The 17,570-nt window shown below is 59.4% G+C and carries 14 protein-coding genes; 6 read left to right on the forward strand and 8 right to left on the reverse strand.

Features of this window, described 5'->3' with window-relative positions; genetic code table 11:
• Positions 1–42 precede the first annotated feature (42 nt).
• Complete coding sequence (locus tag OZ410_RS02265; protein ID WP_277706283.1) at positions 43–1,431, forward strand: Gfo/Idh/MocA family protein; 1,389 nt, start codon at positions 43–45, stop codon at positions 1,429–1,431.
• 66 nt (positions 1,432–1,497) lie between these two features.
• Here OZ410_RS02265 and OZ410_RS02270 read toward each other — a convergent pair whose 3' ends face one another.
• The 3 genes from OZ410_RS02270 to OZ410_RS02280 all read right to left on the reverse strand — a co-directional run bounded on the left by OZ410_RS02270 (position 1,498) and on the right by OZ410_RS02280 (position 5,151).
• A complete protein-coding gene (locus OZ410_RS02270; protein ID WP_277706284.1) occupies positions 1,498–2,319 on the reverse strand; it encodes a universal stress protein in 822 nt (273 codons plus the stop codon).
• 16 nt (positions 2,320–2,335) lie between these two features.
• Complete coding sequence (hemN, locus tag OZ410_RS02275) at positions 2,336–3,694, reverse strand: oxygen-independent coproporphyrinogen III oxidase (RefSeq protein ID WP_277706285.1); 1,359 nt, start codon at positions 3,692–3,694, stop codon at positions 2,336–2,338.
• A 101-nt stretch (positions 3,695–3,795) separates the two neighbouring features.
• On the reverse strand, positions 3,796–5,151 hold the full coding sequence (locus OZ410_RS02280) for a Gfo/Idh/MocA family protein (RefSeq protein ID WP_277706286.1): 1,356 nt from the start codon (positions 5,149–5,151) through the stop codon (positions 3,796–3,798).
• Between the two features lie 102 nt (positions 5,152–5,253).
• On the opposite strand from OZ410_RS02280, the gene OZ410_RS02285 reads away from it, so the two are divergent.
• Together OZ410_RS02285 and OZ410_RS02290 are read left to right on the forward strand one after the other, a co-directional pair.
• Positions 5,254–6,141, forward strand: a complete 888-nt coding sequence (locus OZ410_RS02285; RefSeq protein ID WP_277706287.1) for a nucleotidyltransferase family protein — start codon at positions 5,254–5,256, stop codon at positions 6,139–6,141.
• 9 nt (positions 6,142–6,150) lie between these two features.
• Complete coding sequence (locus tag OZ410_RS02290) at positions 6,151–7,191, forward strand: phosphotransferase enzyme family protein (RefSeq protein WP_277706288.1); 1,041 nt, start codon at positions 6,151–6,153, stop codon at positions 7,189–7,191.
• 3 nt (positions 7,192–7,194) lie between these two features.
• On the opposite strand, the gene OZ410_RS02295 is transcribed toward OZ410_RS02290, so the two are convergent.
• Together OZ410_RS02295 and OZ410_RS02300 are read right to left on the reverse strand one after the other, a co-directional pair.
• The gene (locus OZ410_RS02295) at positions 7,195–8,373 is read right to left on the reverse strand and encodes an acyl-CoA dehydrogenase family protein (protein ID WP_277706289.1); all 1,179 of its coding nucleotides are present in this window, start codon (positions 8,371–8,373) and stop codon (positions 7,195–7,197) included.
• A gap of 96 nt (positions 8,374–8,469) precedes the next feature.
• Positions 8,470–9,558 (reverse strand): aromatic ring-hydroxylating oxygenase subunit alpha, encoded by a 1,089-nt coding sequence (locus OZ410_RS02300; RefSeq protein ID WP_277706290.1) that lies wholly within the window; start codon positions 9,556–9,558, stop codon positions 8,470–8,472.
• A 92-nt stretch (positions 9,559–9,650) separates the two neighbouring features.
• Between OZ410_RS02300 and OZ410_RS02305 the strand changes: the two genes are divergently transcribed.
• Complete coding sequence (locus OZ410_RS02305; protein ID WP_277706291.1) at positions 9,651–10,919, forward strand: amino acid permease; 1,269 nt, start codon at positions 9,651–9,653, stop codon at positions 10,917–10,919.
• A 15-nt stretch (positions 10,920–10,934) separates the two neighbouring features.
• Here OZ410_RS02305 and OZ410_RS02310 read toward each other — a convergent pair whose 3' ends face one another.
• On the reverse strand, positions 10,935–11,645 hold the full coding sequence (locus tag OZ410_RS02310) for a tRNA1(Val) (adenine(37)-N6)-methyltransferase (RefSeq protein WP_277706292.1): 711 nt from the start codon (positions 11,643–11,645) through the stop codon (positions 10,935–10,937).
• Between the two features lie 2 nt (positions 11,646–11,647).
• Positions 11,648–13,123 carry a sulfatase family protein gene (locus OZ410_RS02315; protein WP_277706293.1) on the reverse strand — a complete coding sequence of 492 codons (1,476 nt, stop codon included), beginning with the start codon at positions 13,121–13,123 and terminating at the stop codon, positions 11,648–11,650.
• 95 nt (positions 13,124–13,218) lie between these two features.
• Here OZ410_RS02315 and OZ410_RS02320 point away from each other — a divergent pair, with 95 nt between their 5' ends.
• Both OZ410_RS02320 and OZ410_RS02325 read left to right on the forward strand, forming a co-directional pair.
• Positions 13,219–15,999 carry a DUF7133 domain-containing protein gene (locus OZ410_RS02320; protein ID WP_277706294.1) on the forward strand — a complete coding sequence of 927 codons (2,781 nt, stop codon included), beginning with the start codon at positions 13,219–13,221 and terminating at the stop codon, positions 15,997–15,999.
• Entirely contained in the window at positions 15,996–17,036 is a 1,041-nt protein-coding gene (locus tag OZ410_RS02325; RefSeq protein ID WP_277706295.1) for a sugar phosphate isomerase/epimerase family protein, read from the forward strand. The genes OZ410_RS02320 and OZ410_RS02325 overlap by 4 nt, the downstream gene beginning before the upstream one ends.
• On the opposite strand, the gene rimM is transcribed toward OZ410_RS02325, so the two are convergent.
• Positions 17,033–17,569 carry a ribosome maturation factor RimM gene (rimM, locus tag OZ410_RS02330; protein WP_277706296.1) on the reverse strand — a complete coding sequence of 179 codons (537 nt, stop codon included), beginning with the start codon at positions 17,567–17,569 and terminating at the stop codon, positions 17,033–17,035. The two genes, OZ410_RS02325 and rimM, sit on opposite strands and share 4 nt — an antisense overlap.
• Between the last annotated feature and the right edge of the window lies 1 nt (position 17,570).

The following is a 17,570-nucleotide window of genomic DNA, read 5'->3' on the forward strand; positions in this document are numbered from 1 at the left end:
AATCGCGTATCTTCAGCGGGCAAACCTCAAAACCTTACCCGCATGAAACCGGAACAAAACCCCCGCAGGAACTTTCTCAAAAAAGCAGGGCTGGCCACGGCAGGGCTCGCCACAGGCCCTTACCTGATGGCTGCCCACGGGCAAACCCGCCCCCTCACCCGCCTGGCCGGACAGGCCCCGATGGCCAACGACCATATCCAGTTGGGTCTCATCGGGTGCGGCATACAGGGCATTTACGATACCCGCTCTGCCCTGGAAGTACCCGGGGTAACCCTGACTGCGGTTTGTGACCTTTATACGGGCCGCCTGGAACGGGCCACGGAACTTTGGGGGGAAGGGCTGTTCTTAACCCAGGATTACCGGGAATTGCTGGCGCGTCCGGATATTGACGCTGTAATAGTGGCCACCCCGGACCACTGGCACAAACGCATTGTGATAGACGCCCTGGAAGCCGGAAAAGCGGTGTACTGCGAAAAACCCATGGTACAACAGGCCGCGGAAGGCCATGAGATCATAGCAGCCGAACGGAAAACCGGTGGTATCCTGCAGGTAGGCAGCCAGGGCATGTCTTCCCTGGGCAATGAAAAGGCACGGGAGCTATACCAGGCCGGGGCTATCGGGGAAATTGTAATGCTGGACATGTACAACGACCGCTATTCGGCCGAAGGGGCCTGGCAGTATCCCATCCCCCCGGACGCCAATCCGGATACCGTAGATTTTGACACCTTCCTGGGCCGTGCCCCGAAACGCCCCTACGACAATACGCGCTTCTTCCGCTGGCGCAATTACCGGGATTACGGTACCGGGGTAGCCGGGGACTTGTTTGTTCACGCCTTTTCCACCCTGCACTACATCCTGGACAGCCAGGGCCCGGTACGGGCGCTTTCCACGGGCGGGCTACGCTATTGGAACGACGGACGCGATGTGCCGGATGTAACCCTGACCTTCTACGACTTCCCCAAAACGGATACCCATGCCGCCTTTAATGCCTCCTTCCGCGTAAACTTTATTGCCGGTGGCGGTGGCGGTGGCGGTTTCCGGATGGTGGGGACCGAGGGCGCCATGGAAGTGGGGCAGCGCTCGGTAAAACTCAGCCGGACGGCACTGGGCATGGCCCCTGGGGGCTACTCCATGGTGGCCCAGACCGAAGCCAACCAGCAGGCCCTCAGGGAACAATTTGCCAAACAGTTCCCGCCAAACCGGGCAGAACAGCTGGAGTTGGGCGAAACGGTATGGGAGGCTCCCCGCGATTACCAGGGCGGGCATTACGACCACTTCCACAACTTCTTTGAAGCGGTGCGTGGCAATAAGAAGGTTGTACAGGACGCCACCTTCGGGCTTCGCGCTGCCGGAGCGGCCCTGCTGGCCAACGAAAGCTACTTCAAAGGGCAGCCTGTAGCCTGGGACCCTGTTAAGATGCGGTTGGTATAAGCACCATTGAAAAGGGAGGCCATCCCGCAGGATGCGCCTCCCCAATCGTAACAGCAACTAAAATCCTTATATCTTAAAGGTCATTACCGGAACGCCGGAATGGTTGGCAATGTCTTCCCCGATACTGCCCATAAAGAAATGGGAAATGCCCTTGCGGCCATGGGTCGGGATGCCAATCAGGTCTGCATGCATGGCCTCGGCGTAATTCAGGACGCCGCGTTCCACACTGTAATCGCAATAATGATCTACCTGCATACCGGCCTTGGCACGGTCCAGGAACTTCGAAATCTGGTCGTTCATATCCGAGCTGCTCAGGAAATGGTCGCCCGGGGTATTGATGTAAACCGCCTTAAAGGCCGCTCCCATCTTGTCTGCAAAAGCCCTGGCCTTCTGGAAGGCGGGAATGCTGTCTTCCCGGAAATCACAGGCAAAAACAAAGGTGCTGATCGCAAAATTCGGCCGGTCCTTTTTCAGGACCAGGACGGGGATGTCTGAGGTGCGCACCACCTTCTCTGCATTGGACCCAAAGAAAATTTCCTCCAGGCCGTCCGTGCCGTGGGACCCCATAATAATCAGGTCTGCCTCGTGTTTCTCGGCAATGTCGTTCACTTCGGAGAAGACCTTGTAATGCTTGATTACCGGAGTAACTTTTACCCCTTCCAGATAGGACTGATCCAGGAATTCCTCCAGGCGTTTTTCTGCCGCCTTCAGCAGGAATACAATTTGTTCGGGGTGGTAGGCCTCCGAAGAAGAAATCATGGCGTAATTCAACTCCAGCATATGCAGGACTATGATCTCCGCCCCGTGCTTCTTGGCCAGGGATGCCGCGGCCTTAAGCGCATATTCGGATTGTTGGGAAAAATCAACGGGAACGATAATGGTTTTCATGGCTTGGGTTTTAAGGTTAAACCGTCATAGAGAACAACCGCGTTTCCGGGGCTTTATTGTGTAAACGCAGGTCGAAGGCCATGCAGATGTTCCGGATAAACATCCGTCCCTTTTCTGTAACAGACAGCCGGTCCGGGCCCAGAACCACCAGGCCGTCCGATTCGGGTTCCCGCAAACGGGCTTCAATCTCCGCCCGTATTGCCTCCGGCAGCTCCTTGTCCCAGGCCGTTTCAAAACGGCACATGAGGTCCAGGATATGCCGGCGCACCTGCTGGTCCTGCTCGCTTAGCGCGTGACCGCGCATCAGGGGGATGATGCCGCAGGACACCAGGTGTTCGTATTCTTCAATGCTTTTGACATTCTGCGCAAAAGCATACCAGCTGTCGCCAATGCTGGATACGCCTAGGCCAATCATCAGCCGGGTATTGCTTTCCGTATACCCCATGAAATTCCGGTGCAATTGCCCGGCCTTCATGGCGCGGTACAGGCCGTCCGACGGGAGGGCAAAATGGTCCATCCCGATCTCGGCGTAACCGGCCTTTTTCAGGGCCTGTTTACCCAGTTCGTACTGCTGCAGCTTTTCGGCCGGGGAGGGCAGGTCGCTTTCCTTATAGCCCCGCTGGCCATTGCCTTTACGCCAGGGCACGTGAGCATAACTGTAAAAGGCAATGCGGTCCGGGCGGATCTCCGCCGTCTTGCGAAGGGTCTCCGACATATGGTCCGCCGTCTGCAGGGGTAGGCCATAGATGATATCGTGTCCTACGGAAGTAAAGCCGATTTCTCGGGAAATCCGGGTGATTTCAGCCACCTGTTCAAAGGACTGAATGCGGTGGATGGCCCGCTGCACGGATTCGCTGTAATCCTGCACCCCATAGGAAACCCGGCGGAAACCGGCATCGTACAGGACCTGCAGGTGTTCCCGGGTGGTGTTGCCGGGGTGTCCTTCAAAACTGAATTCCCAGGTCTCGGCCCGGTCCGCTTTACGGAAAAGCCCCCGGAGCAGCATTCCCAGGTTTTCGGGGGAAAAGAATGTGGGGGTACCCCCACCCAGGTGTAATTCCCGGATCATGGGACGGTTGTCAAACAGCTGGCAATAAAGATCCCACTCTTTTAACAAGGCCTTGATGTAGGGTACCTCCACACTATGCTGGCGCGTAATGCGCTTATGGCATCCGCAAAACGTACACATACTCTCGCAAAAAGGCAGGTGCAGGTACAGGCTGATGCCCTGGGTTTGGTTGGATTCCTGAAATGCTCTTTTAACGGTCTCTTTCCAGTGCTGGCCGGAAAACCCGTTAGGATCCCAATAGGGCACAGTGGGGTAACTGGTATACCGCGGCCCAGGGACATTGTATTTTTGTACCAATCCACACATAGAGGTTGCTGTTTGATACAAAACTAGCCGGTGGGCCCGGTTCAAAACATGATAAAAATCAGGCCGCTAACCCTGGATCGCAGATTTCATCCGGCTCCGGGCTAAAATGTGTCCTTCAGCCAGTCGTAAGGGGTCCTGCCGATCCATCGGCCCCGGGTAAAATCCGGGACGTGCTGGGGTTCGCCACCGGCCGCAATGGATTGCTCGGATAGCGGGGTGACCGCGCTCCAGGCTGCAGCATCGTAGGCGTCAATGGGCGGGGCGATACCCCGTTTAGCCGATTCCACAAAGGCGTGCATCACAAAGAAATCCATACCCCCGTGCCCGGCCCCAGTGGCGTATTCTCCATAGCGCTGCCACAAAGGATGGTCGTAGGCCTCCAGCCAGGAAGCTGCCGGGTCCCATCGATGGGGTTGGGATTTCCCCTCTACATAAATGCGGCTGCCGTCCACTTCCCAAAGGCCTTTTGCCCCCTGTACCCGGAATCCCAGGGAGTACGGGCGGGGCAGGTTACAGTCGTGGGTCACAATAATGGTTTCCCCCCGGGCTGTGGTCAGGGTGGTGGTAATCACATCGCCCTGTTTGAATTTCAGGGCCGCATTGGGGTGGTCCTCACCCCCCTGGGCCACAATGTGGTTGTGCAAGCCTATGGCCTTGGAAGCCGAAGAGGTGAGGCTTACCAGGCGGTTGCCCCGGTTGATGTCTGCCATCACCGCAATAGGGCCCAGCCCGTGGGTGGGGTAGACATCCGCATTGCGTTTCAGGGAATGCAGGGTACGCCAGCGGGCTTCCGAGATGCCCTTTTCCCCGAACTCAGCGCCGCCTCCATAGGGTTGTTTGCCGTTGTTGAATTTTACCTCGCGCAGGTCGTGCTGGTACCCGCAGCGGAAATGCACCAACTCCCCGAATACGCCTTCCCGCACCATGCGCAATACCGCCATAATGTCCCGCCGGTAGTTCACGTTTTCCAAAAGCATCATATGGGTGCCCGTGGCCTCGTGGGTGTTCACCAGGTCCCAGCATTCGGCCAGGGTGGTGGCGGCAGAAACTTCAAGCCCGGCATATTTCCCGGCCTTCATGGCGTCCACGGCCATAGGGGTATGCCAGAGCCAGGGGGTGGAAATCACCACGGCATCCACAGCCTCCATGGCAAGCAGGTCGCGATACGAATATTCGTGGGCGCCAAAAGTAGCGGCTTTCGCCTGCCCGGCCTCTTTCAGGGCCTGGGCGGCAAGTTCCAGACGGGCCGGGTCCGTATCGCAAAGGGCAGTTACCTGCACATCGTCCCGCAATAAAAGGTTCCTCAAATGGTTGGTGCCCCGCAGGCCCAACCCGATCAGGCCAACGCGCAAGCGTTCAGTCTGGGGGGCAGCGGCCTGGAGTTGTCCCAGGGGGTAGATGCCCAAAGCGGTGGCGCCAAAGGCGGATTTTCTCAGAAAAGAGCGTCTGGATTCCATTTTTTAAAAGGTTGGATTGGATTTTGGAAGGTATGAAATAATCCCAATCCGGGAAGGAGTTCCCCCCAAAACCTTATTTTTGGGCAGCGAAATAACGAACCCATGACATTACTGCTGATGGCCGCAGGACGCGGCAGCCGATACGGCAAACTCAAACAATTTGACGACCTGGGGCCCCAGGGGGAATTCCTGATGGAATTCAGTATATACGATGCCCTGGCCAACGGGTTTAACCATATCGTGGTAATCACCCAGAAAGACAATGTGGACTACCTGCGGGAATACCTGGGCCAGCGCCTGCCCGGCCATGTAAGCCTGGACGTACTGGCACAGGAACTTACGGACCTGCCGGCCGGCGCCCAGTTTGCGGGGGAACGCCCCAAACCCTGGGGAACGGCCCATGCGGTATGGACTGCCCGTTCGGTGATCACCCAGCCCTTTGCCGTGATCAATGCAGACGACTATTACGGGCAGCCGGCTTTTGCCCGCGCAGCCCATTTTATCTCCAACGCCGGCAACCGGGATCGTTTTGGCCTGGTGGCCTACACCCTGCAGGACACCCTCTCCCCCCATGGCTCCGTTTCCCGGGGCGTGTGCAGCCAGGAGGGGAACCTGTTGATGTCCGTGGACGAGCGGGTGGAAATTGCCCGGGAGAATGGGCAGATCCGCGATGCGGACAGCGGCCTGGAGTTCACCGGGAACGAATTGGTGAGTATGAATTTCTGGGTGTGCAGCCCTCGTATCTTTCCGAAGATCGAAGCGGACTTCCGCCAATTCCTGGAAACGGCCGAAGACGCCTCCAAAGGGGAAATTTACCTGCCGTTTGTAATCCAGGACATGCTGCGCCAGGGCCTGACCGAGGTTGAAGTGATTCCGGCCCAAAGTGACTGGTTTGGGGTTACCTATGCCGCGGACCGCGAAAAGGCAGTGGGAGCCCTACAGGACCTTACCGGCAACGGGAAGTATCCCTCCCCCCTCTGGACCTCCTGACCCCGGCCCATGGATGCCGTCCTGAAACCCGTGCTGGCAGCCTTTGGGCTGAACCCGTTCCAGGTCTCACCCCTGGGGGGCGGCCTTATTAATGACACCTACCATGTTTTGGACCCCGGGCAAACAGGCGTAATCCTGCAACGGGTTAATACAAAAGTTTTCCAGGACCCCGTGGCCCTAATGGAAAACCTGATGAAGGTACTCCCTGTACTGGAAGGTCCAGGATACCAAAAAACGGAACTCCTTAAAACGCCGGCAGGCGAAGCCTGGGTATGGCAACCGGAATCGGGGTTCTGGCGGGCCTACCGGTACATCCCCAACAGCCGGACTTACGAAAATACCACAGACCCTGCCCTGGCCCGGGAAGCCGGGCGCATCCTGGGGCAATTCCACAACCTGCTGGATGGCGTGCCGGCCCGGGAACTGCATACGCCCTTGCCGGGCTTCCATGACCTGGAGAAGCGAGCCCGGGAACTGCAAGAAGCCGTATCCCAGGGCGGAACTGCGCGTAAATCCCAGGCTGCGCCCTGGCTAGAAGTGGCCGGCGGGCTTATCGATGCCTGCCGGGAAATCCCCTTTGACACCTTTCCCCTCCGGGTTTGCCACAACGACCCGGTACTGAAAAACATCCTGTACCGCAAAGACCGCCCTCAGGCACTTTGCCTCATAGACCTGGATACCCTTATGCCGGGGGTCCTGATCTGGGATTTCGGGGATGCGGTGCGCAGCGTTGTCTGTGCGTACCCTGAGGATTACGGGGGGGAGGGGGCCATGCAACCGGACCTGGACGCTTTCGCTGCCTTTGCGGACGGCTTTCTCGGCAGCGGGGTGGAGCTTACGGAGTCAGAACGGGAGTGGCTCCCCTGGGGCCTGATACTTATGCCGCTGTTGCACGGCATCCGTGCTCTGGCGGATTATCTGGCAGGAGACGTGTACTACAAGGTCAGCTTCCCGGAGCAAAACCTGGTGCGCGCAAAGAACCTGCTTGAGCTTGCCCGCGCAAGCCAGGAAGCGCTGCCGGAATTGTACCGGCGGTTTTCCGGGGCTTGATTCCTATTTAAAAGCGCTAAATCCGGTAATATCGTGCCCGGTAATGAGCAAGTGAATGTCGTGCGTGCCTTCGTAGGTGACCACGGATTCCAGGTTCATCATGTGGCGCATGATGGGATACTCCCCGGTAATCCCCATACCGCCCAATACCTGCCGGGCATCCCGGGCAATTTTCAGGGCCATATCCACATTGTTTCGCTTGGCCATGCTGATCTGGGCCGTGGTGGCCTTGCCTTCGTTTTTGAGCTGCCCCAGGCGGAAAGCCAGCAACTGGGCCTTGGTGATTTCCGTAACCATTTCGGCCAGCTTCTTTTGCTGCAGTTGGGTGGCCGCGATGGGTTTGCCGAATTGCACCCGCTCCCTGGCATAGCGCAGGGCCGTATCGTAGCAGTCCATGGCCGCCCCGATGGCGCCCCAGGCAATTCCGTACCGGGCAGAGTCCAGACACCCCAGAGGAGCGCCCAGTCCGTTCTTGCCGGGCAATAGGTTTTCCTTGGGCACTTTTACATTGTCGAAAATGAGTTCACCCGTGGCCGAGGCGCGCAGGGACCATTTATTATGCGTTTCCGGGGTGCTGAAACCTTCCATCCCGCGTTCTACTATCAGCCCGTGGATGCGGCCTTCCTCATTTTTGGCCCAGACCACGGCAATGTCTGCAAAAGGGGCATTGGAAATCCAGAGCTTGGCCCCGTTCAGCAAAAAATGATCGCCCTTGTCCTTGAAGTGGGTCACCATCCCCCCGGGGTTGGACCCGTGGTCCGGCTCGGTCAGGCCAAAACAGCCCATCAGTTCCCCGGTGGCCAGTTTGGGCAGGTATTTCTGCTTTTGGTCTTCACTTCCGTAGGCGAAAATGGGGTACATCACCAGGGAGGACTGCACCGAGGCGGTTGAGCGCACCCCACTGTCTCCGCGTTCAATTTCCTGCATGATCAGGCCGTAGCTGATCTGGTCCAGCCCCGCCCCGCCGTATTCCATGGGAATGTAGGGACCAAAGGCGCCAATCTCGGCCAGCCCGCCAATGATTTCTTTCGGGAAGGCTGCCCGCTGGGCAAAATCCTCGATGATGGGCGAAACCGAGCGCTTCACCCAGCTGCGGGCTGCGTCGCGCACCAGTTTGTGCTCTTCAGTGAGCAAATCGTCCAGCAGGTAGTAATCGGGGGCTTCAAAAAGATCGGGTTTCATGGGTGTAAAATTATCAGGTTCAAAGGTAGATAAAACCAACAAATAGCAGGCGGATCGTTATGAATTTAACGAGAAGGTTTTGCCAGGGCAGCGGGCTTAACGCATTAGGAATTCGGCCAGCAACCGGTGAAAATGATGTACCCCCTGCTCCCGCGTGGGTGAAAAGCGCCCCGCGCGGTAAAAACGGGACTGCAGCCCCTTGTGTACGCCTTCCACCACGGCCTCATCTTCCAGTTCCACGCGGTCCAGGCCGGAACCCGCACCCCGGTCCAGTTTGGAGGCATCCCAGACAAAGCTCTTAAAGGTAACCCGCGTGTGGTCCGGGCCCAGCGGATGCACCCAGTTGACCGAGACCCCCCAGGGGTAAAAATTAAACATGGTATTCGGGAAGAGCAAGAAATAATAGGCGGCTACCTGCCGCCCGGCATCCGGATGCTTTTCGGGCAGGGCAAAGACCTCCTGCTCCCCGTCCGCATAACCAATCTGCAGGTTGCAATGCTCAAAAAGTACCGTTTCGTAGTCCCCGTAATCCAAAACTGCATCCAGGGCCTTATGCACAAAGGGGATATGGAACCCTTCCAGGAAATTGTCGCAATACAGGGCCCAATGGGCCTTCACATCGTACACCTGGGTGCGCGACGGGTCCGGCCGGAGTTGGTCCAGGGGCAGGAACCCGATGCGGGCCTCCATGGCTTCCAGGACAGGTCCTATTTCAAAGGCCGGGTCCAGGCCGGCAAACAGGAAGGGGCCCCATTGACGCAGGGGCAGCTGGGCGAGGTGGTCGCAGGGCGAAGGAAAGTCTTTGGTCTGTTCAAATTCCGGCATATGCTCAAAACTACCATCCAGGCCAAAACGCCGCCCGTGGTAGCCGCATACAAGCTTACGCGCCGGGCCGGATTCTTCCACAACCAGGTTGCCCCGGTGGGTGCAGACATTGCTCAGGCAATAGGGGTTACCCCCTGCATCCCGGGTCAAAACCAGGGGTTCGTCCAAAAAGCCCTCCAACAACATTAACGGGGTTGCAGAACCCGGATCCCCAAGCATACCGCTATCCCCGATGCATTGCCAGGATTGGTAAAAAACCTTTTCTTTAAGGGCCTGGTACACTTCCGGGTCCCGGTAAAAGGATGCCGGCAGGGTCTCGGCTTTCCGAATGTCCGGATCTATATGGAAGGATGGTATCACGCAAACCGTTTCTAAGGAATTAAAGTTATGGATTTCTTTCCGATCGCTCCATGGGAATAACTTCAAAAACAGGCGGCGCACTCGGCTTCTGGATGAGTATTTCCCTGGTGGTCGGCAACATGATCGGGGCGGGGGTTTTCCTGATGCCCGCCGCCCTGGCCCAATACGGGGGGATCAGCCTGGCCGGCTGGGTGATATCCGCTGCAGGCGCCTTGCTGATTGCGCAAATGTTCAGCCGGCTCAGCCGATTGCTTACGGGGCGCGGCGGGGGGCCTTATGCCTTTGCCCGCGCCGGCCTGGGAGACTATCCGGGCTTTTTGGTGGCCTGGGGCTATTGGAACTCCATCTGGATTGCCAATGCCGCCATTACCATTGCCTTTGTGGGAGCCGCCTCGGACCTGGTTCCGGCCCTGCAGGCCCGTCCGCTGCTGGCTATGGCCATGGGGATGGGTACGCTCTGGTTGCTTACCGGGGTGAACCTGCTGGGGTTGCGTCGTTCCGGCTGGCTGCAGCTGGTCAGCACCGCCCTCAAACTCCTGCCCATCCTGGTGGTTATTGCCGGTGGCTGGTTCTTTTTCAGGCCGGAACACTTTGTTCCCCTGAATGCCAGCGGGCAATCCGGCCTGGAAGCCATTGCGGCTTCCGGGGCCCTGACCCTGTACGCCTTCCTGGGCCTGGAAAGCGCCACGGTACCCGCAGACCACATCCGCGACCCAGGCCGTAATGTTCCCAGGGCTACCCTGGTAGGCACCGCCCTCACCACGGTGGTCTACATCCTGGGTACCGTAGTGGTAATGGGTATGGTTCCCATGGGAGAACTGGCCGCATCTACCGCCCCCTTTGCCGATGCCATGCGGATCATTTCCGGGAAGTGGGGCGGGGTACTGGTAGCCGGGGGCATGGCCGTAGCTGCCTTTGGCGCCCTGAATGGCTGGATCCTGATCCAGGGGCAGGTGGCGCGGGCCACCGCCAGGGACGGTCTTTTTCCTGCAGTTTTCGGGAAGGAAAACCGCTTTGGCGTGCCGGGTTATGGCCTGGTCCTGGGGAGTGTACTGAGCTCCCTGCTTGTCGGGATGCATTATACAGAAGGCCTGGTGGAGCAGTTCCGGTTTATGATCCTGTTGTCCACCTTCTGCACCCTGGTGCCCTATGTGGGCAGTGCCCTGGCCTATTTGGTTTTGTCGCGCAGGCAACGCCTGGGAACGCCGGGCGTATGGATCCTGGGCGGGAGCACCCTGGCCTTTTCGGCCTGGGCCATCTATGGCGCTGGCGGGCCTGCAGTCCTTTGGGGACTGGCCTTACTCCTGCTGGGCACCCCGGTGTATTGGGCCGTCAAACGGGCCCGCCGTACCAACTCCTGATCTGGGGTTGCAACCTCACATTTTCAGGTAGTAATCCCTGGTAAGCGCCCGGAATTCGGTGCTGGGCTCCCCCGCAATTTGCGCAATGATCAACTCGGAAACTTTGGGCTTCCCGGCGGTCCTGCCCAGGTGGAGCAACATGCGCTTGCACGGGACGTCGGGCAACCCGCGTACCCGGCAAAGCCGCAAGGGATAAAGGCTATGGGCAGCGGCCAGGTCCATAAACCCAGGGGCTTCTCCCACGGGTAGGATCAGGGAAAGGGTGCCCGCAGGCCCCAGGAGCCGGTCCGCACCCTCCAGCAAGGTTTCAAATGGGAGGGAGCGCAGCTGACGGGCCTGGTCGCGGCGGGGTTCCCCGGAAGACACCATTTCCCGGTAAAATGGGGGGTTGCTCACCAGGGCATCCCAATCTTTAGCAGCATCACGAGCATACGTTCCAAAATCCGCCGCGTGGGCCCTGAGCCTTTCGGACCAGGGGGAGGCTGCCATGTTGGCTTTGGCCTGTGCTGCAGCCGAAGGGTCCCGGTCAATTCCCGTAATATGGGCCAGGGGGCAGCGTTGCGCCAACATCAGGGCGATGAGCCCGTTGCCGGTACCGACGTCCAGGATCCTGCGCGCCTTTCCGGGAACAGGGGCCCAGGCCCCCAGCAAGATGCCATCCGTCCCTACCTTCATGGCCGCTCCGGCCTCGTCTACCTGGAATTGTTTGAACCGGAAAACCGACACCGTCAGGGTTCTGGTGTTTCCCCTGGCGCAAGCCGGCCCGGGGGGCGGTTTTCCACCCCTTCACTCCCGGTCAGTGCATCGCCCAGGCGGTGGCGCATCCCATCGGCCAGGGCAGAAAGCCGGCCGACCACTTCCGGGTTCTCGGAGGCTACATCCCGCGTTTCGGAGGGGTCCCGGCCCAGGTGGTATAGCTCCGGGGTTTCCAGCTCAAAATAGGTATACGGCCCCGGAAGCCCGTCACGCCCCGGGGGTTGCCCCTCCATGGAGCGATAGCTGTGGGGGAAGTACATTTTCCAGGGGCCGCTGCGCACCGCGTGCATCTCGTTTACGCGGTAGTAATAAAAGTAGGCGTCCTGGGAGCTCTCCTGCTGCAGCCCGGTTAGCAGGGGCCAGATATTTTTGCCGTCAATGGGGTTTTGGGGCCTGGGGGCGCCCGCCAGGTCCGTGAGGGTAGGCAGCAGATCAATGGCCATGGCCGGCACCTCCACCCGTTGCCCGGCCGGGATCCGGCCCGGGAACTTCAGGATAAAAGGTTCGCGCACCCCCCCTTCCCAGGTAGTGCCTTTCCCTTCCCGCAGCGGCCCGGCACTCCCGGCATGGTTCCCATAGGATAACCATGGGCCGTTGTCCGAGGTAAAGACCACCAGCGTATTTTCGCTAAGGCCGTTGTCTTGCAGCGCCTGCAGGATCTGCCCTACCGACCAGTCAATTTCCATGATCACGTCTCCGTAAAGCCCACGTCCGGATTTTCCGCGAAAGGCTTCCGAGGCAAATAGCGGCACATGGGGCTGGGGGTGGGGCACATAGAGGAAGAACGGCTGGTCGCGGTGCTCCCGGATAAAGGCCACACTTTTGCGGGTGATGTCCCGCGTCAGGTAGGTCTGGTCGTCCAGGGTATCCACCACGGTTTCCTGTTCGTAGAGGGGAAGGGGGTCAAAATGGAAGACACTCCCCTGCTGGGGGTGATGGGGCCACATGTCGTTGGAATAGGGAATACCGTAAAACTGATCAAAGCCGTGGCGGGTCGGAAGGAATTCCGGCGCATCGCCCAGGTGCCATTTCCCGAAAATACCAGTGCTATACCCCCGGGCCTGCAGCAGTTCTGCCAGGGTTTCCTCTTCCGGGTTCAGCCCCACCGGGCTGCCGGGCATCAGGGCATTGTGGATCCCGATCCGGTTGGGATAACACCCGGTAAGCAAGGCGGCCCGGGAAGCCGAACATACGGGCTGGGCCGCGTAGAACTCGGTCAGGACTACCCCTTCTGCCGCCATCCCGTCCAGGTTGGGGGTCGGGATATCCGCAGCCCCGAAGACCCCTACATCCCCGTATCCCTGGTCGTCTGTAAAGATGATAACGATGTTGGGGCGGTCCGGGTCTCCCCGTTCCGGGACTTCGGACCGGCACCTGGCCAGGGTGGAAAACAGGGCAGCCAACAGCCCCATTCCGGCGGCCCCTAGCGGTGAAAACTTGGGTTTCATACTGTTAAATCCTTGATAGATGATCGTAAAGTAGTTAAATTTCTGTCGCCTTGCGACCCTGGGGCTACCCCCGGGGGCGCAAAACCCAGTACCCAATGAACCGAAGCCTATACTCTGCCGGGGCCCTGACGGGCATCCTCTGCCTCCTGTTCACGGCCGCCTGCCGCGAGCCGGGCCCACACCCTGTAGACCAGGTTATCGGGAGTTTTTCAGATACCCTGCCCCAGGTGGCCCCGCCCGAAGGCACAGACCCGGAAGATCCCAACTGGAAAGGGGCAGACCTGGAGCCCAAAGCCCCGGTAATACCCCTTTACGCCTCCGAAGCCGCTAAACACTTCCTGCTGCCCGAAGGCTACCAAATCTCCCCGGTGCTTACGGAACCGCAAATCCAGCAGCCTGGCGCCATTGCCTTCGACGGCAACGGGCGGATGTACGTCCTGGAACTACGCACCTATATGCTCAATGCGGATTCGGAAGGCACCCTGGATCCGGTAAGCCGGATTTCCCGATGGGAAGACCGGGATAACGACGGGATCTACGAAACGGGGGGCGTCTTTGTGGACAGCCTGGTCTTCCCCCGCTTTGTACTCCCCTATGGAAAAGACTGCATCCTGGCCATGGAAACCAACCAGGACAACGTATACCGGTATACGGATACCGACGGAGACGGCAAGGCGGACCGCAAGGAATTGTTCGCCACCCAGTTTGGCCGGTTCGGCAATGTGGAACACCAGCAGGCCTTCCTCTATTACGGGATGGACAACTGGCTGTACAGCACCGTAAATGCCTTTAGGGTGCGGGAAACCCCGGGCGGCCTGGTGCGCCAGCCTACCGGGTATAACCGGGCCCAGTGGGGCATTACCCACGACGACGATGGCAAGCTGTGGTTCCTGGGCGGGGCCTCCGGCCTGCCCTCCTACTTCCAGTTCCCCATCCATTATGGGAACATTGAGGTGGAAGCATCCTTTGCGGAGGGGTTTGAAGTCCCCTGGGGTGCGCCCATAGGGGTGGCAGACGTGCAGGGGGGCATGGATGCAGTGCGCCAGCCGGACGGCTCCCTGAACCGCGTAACCGGTGCCGCCGGCAACGACATTTTCCGGGGAGACCGCCTGCCCCCCGAGCTGTATGGCAAACTTTTTTACGGGGAACCGGTGGCCCGGATCATCCGTCAGGCCAACCCCGAGGTGCGCGAGGGCCTCACCACCCTGCACAACCCGTATCAGGAATCGCGATCCGAATTCCTGCGATCCACCGACCCCCTGTTCCGACCCGTAGACCTTACCACGGCACCGGATGGCACCCTCTATGTAACGGACATGTACCACGGTATTATTCAGGAGGGGGAATGGGCGCAACCGGGGAGTTACCTCCGCGCCAAGATTGAACAATACCAGCTGGATAAGGTGATCCGCCTGGGCAGGGTCTGGCGCATTTCCCACAACAGCCTGCCCCGCAACCGGGAACAGCCGCGCATGCTGGACCAGGCGCCCGCCGAACTGCTGCAGTACCTGAGTCACCCCAATGGGTGGTGGCGGGACAAAGCCCAGCAACTGATCGTACTTTCGGGCGACCGTTCCTTAGGCGCCGCCCTGGAGCAACTAACCCGGCCGGGGCATCCTGTGGAAGCCCGCATCCACGCCCTCTGGTGCCTGGAGGGCCTGGGTACCCTCTCGGAGAGCCAGATCCGGGCGCTAGCTGCAGATCCCAACCCCCGCATCCGGATTCAGGCGCTCCGGGCCGGGGAGTCGCTGGCCGGACAGGGCAGCACTTCCCTACACCCGCTTTACCTGAGCGCCCTGGAAGACCCGCAGGTGGATGTAGCCCTGCAGGCCATGCTGAGTATGGCCTGGCTGGAACTCCCAGAATGGCGGGAGCACATCGCAGCAGTGCTGGAGGCCAATCCATCCCGGGGCATACAAACCGTAGGTGCCCAATTGCTGGCCCGGGAACCCGAAAAAAAGGAAAATGCCCCCTTCCCCTTAAGTGAACCTCAAAAGGAATCCCTGGCCCGGGGCGCTGCCATCTTCAATGAACTCTGTGTGCAATGCCACGGCCCGGGCGGCCATGGCAAACCCCTGGGCAACGGCAGCTATATGGCCCCGGTGCTGGCCGGTTCCGCCCGGGTTCAGGGCCACCCGGCCTATGTGGTAAAAACCGTAATGCACGGGCTGCAGGGACCCCTGGACGGCAACACCTTTGCCGGGGGCGTCATGGTAGGCAATGCCGAACAGCCCGACCGCTGGATTGCAGACGTAAGCTCCTACATTCGCGTGCTCCTTGGCAACGGGGCCAGCATGGTTTCCGAAGCCGAAGTATCCCGCATCCGGGAAGAAACTGCAGCACAATCCCAGCCATACACCTATAAGAGGCTCCGCGAAGAAGTGCCCCTGGCCTTGGAATTCGGGCCGGATTGGAAAGTAACCGCCAGCCATTCGGGGCCCGTGATTATCGGGGGGTCCGAAAACCCGGAAAGCGGCTTTAATTTTGAGGGGTGGACCACCGGGTCCGCCCAACAAAACGGCATGTGGTACCAGGTTCGCCTGCCGCGCAGCGCCCGCCTGTATGAACTGGCTTTTGATGCTCCTGCCAATGGCCTGCCCTGGCAGGCTGACAAAAAACCCCCGGCCTATCCGCGGGGGCTCCGGGTCCTGACTTCCGCAGATGGCACGGCCTGGGAAGAAGTAGTCCGGGCGCATCCCGAACAGCAGCAGGTACACCTGCCCCTGGACGGCCAACCCGCCCGGTACCTCCGCCTGGAACTGGAGGACATCCCGTCAGACCTGGGCGATATCCCCTGGTCTATCCGCAACTTAAAAATCTACGGGCAATATGAGAACCATATGCCACAAAACCCTTCAAACACCCAATCGCCATGAAAAACAAACAAAATCCGAATCGTCGCCAATTCCTCAGTACTGCTGCCCTTGGGGCGGCGGGCCTGAGCCTGACACCCTCCGGCCTCTTTGCCGGGCCGGCTATCCTGAAAACACCGCGGAAAGCCATATCCATGATTAACGGGGTACAGGTGGGGGTCATAACCTACTCCTTCCGCAGCCTGCCGGACCAGAGTGCGGAAGCCACCCTGGGCTATATAAAGGCCTGCGGCATAAATGCCATCGAACTGATGGGAGACCCGGCCGAGGCCTTTGCCGGCAAGCCGGAAAACCCCATAGACCGCAGGGCCATGTTCAGCCTGATGCGCGCCCAGCGCGAGGGCGGCCTGAGCACTAACCAGGAGAAGGAACTGGAAGAAATGCGGGAGCGCATGGCGGCCTACAACCAGGAGGTTGCCGCCTGGCGCGCCCAAACCTCCATGGAACCCTTTGAGAAAATACGGCAGATGTACGCAGATGCCGGGGTTTCTATCTATGCCTTTAAGCCCAGGGCCTTTGGGCAGGATAATACCGATGCGGAAATCGACTGGGGCATCCGGGCCGCCAAAGCCCTGGGGGCGAGCCATGTGACGCTGGAGCACCCCTCGGACGACGCCCATACCCTGAAGCTCGGTAAAATGGGAGCCAAACACGGGATCTTTGTGGCCTATCACGGGCACGAACAACAAACCCCCACCTTCTGGGATACAGCCCTGCGCCAGTCCACCTTCAACGCCCTGAACCTGGACCTGGGGCATTACGTGGCTGCCGGGAATGCAGCCCCCCTGGATCTGATCCGCGATAAATTTTACCGCATCCGCAGCATGCACGTCAAGGACCGGCAGACCCCCGAAAACGGGAAAGGCAATGTAGTCTGGGGTACGGGGGACACCCCCATTGGAGCGGCCCTGCAACTCATGCGGGACAACCGGTACGACTTCCCGGCCACCATAGAACTGGAATACGCCATCCCGGACGGATCCGACCCCATTGCGGAGGTCCGGAAATGCCTGGATTACTGCGCGGGGGCCCTGGGTTAATCCCCAGCCCCTAAATAAAGGTCAATAAGGCCTTCAGGGGTCGTAATTTCAATGCAGCGGGCCTTCCGGTCTACCCGGTGGATAAAGTTATCGCTAATGGGGATCAGGAGCTCCTTTCCATCCTTCTCGGCCACAAACAGGGCCTGGGAGGCCTGGTCGTTCACGGCCCGGATTACCCCGACATCCCCGTGCTCCAGGTCCTTTAAGGTAAAGCCGATGACCTCGTGGTAATAGAAGCGGTTTCCTTCCAGGGGCGGTAAAAGGTCCAGGGGCAAGTAAAGTTCCGCACCGATCAGGTCGGTGGCGTCGGCCTCGGAGGCCACGTCTTCCAGGCTCAGGCGGAGAAGCTCCGACTTATGCAACCGGCTTTGGCGCACAAAAAAAGGAACCAGATGGTTCCCGAGGGCAACCAAAACTGATTCCAGATTTTCGTAGGCACCGGGCTCGTCCGTGTCCAGCTTGGCGAGCAGGTCTCCTTTGTAGCCGTGGCGGGAGACGATCTTACCGAGGTAAAAACAGTCTTCCTTACGCATG

The sequence above is a fragment of the Robiginitalea aestuariiviva genome (genome assembly GCF_029537735.1).
Taxonomy (GTDB): domain Bacteria; phylum Bacteroidota; class Bacteroidia; order Flavobacteriales; family Flavobacteriaceae; genus Robiginitalea; species Robiginitalea aestuariiviva.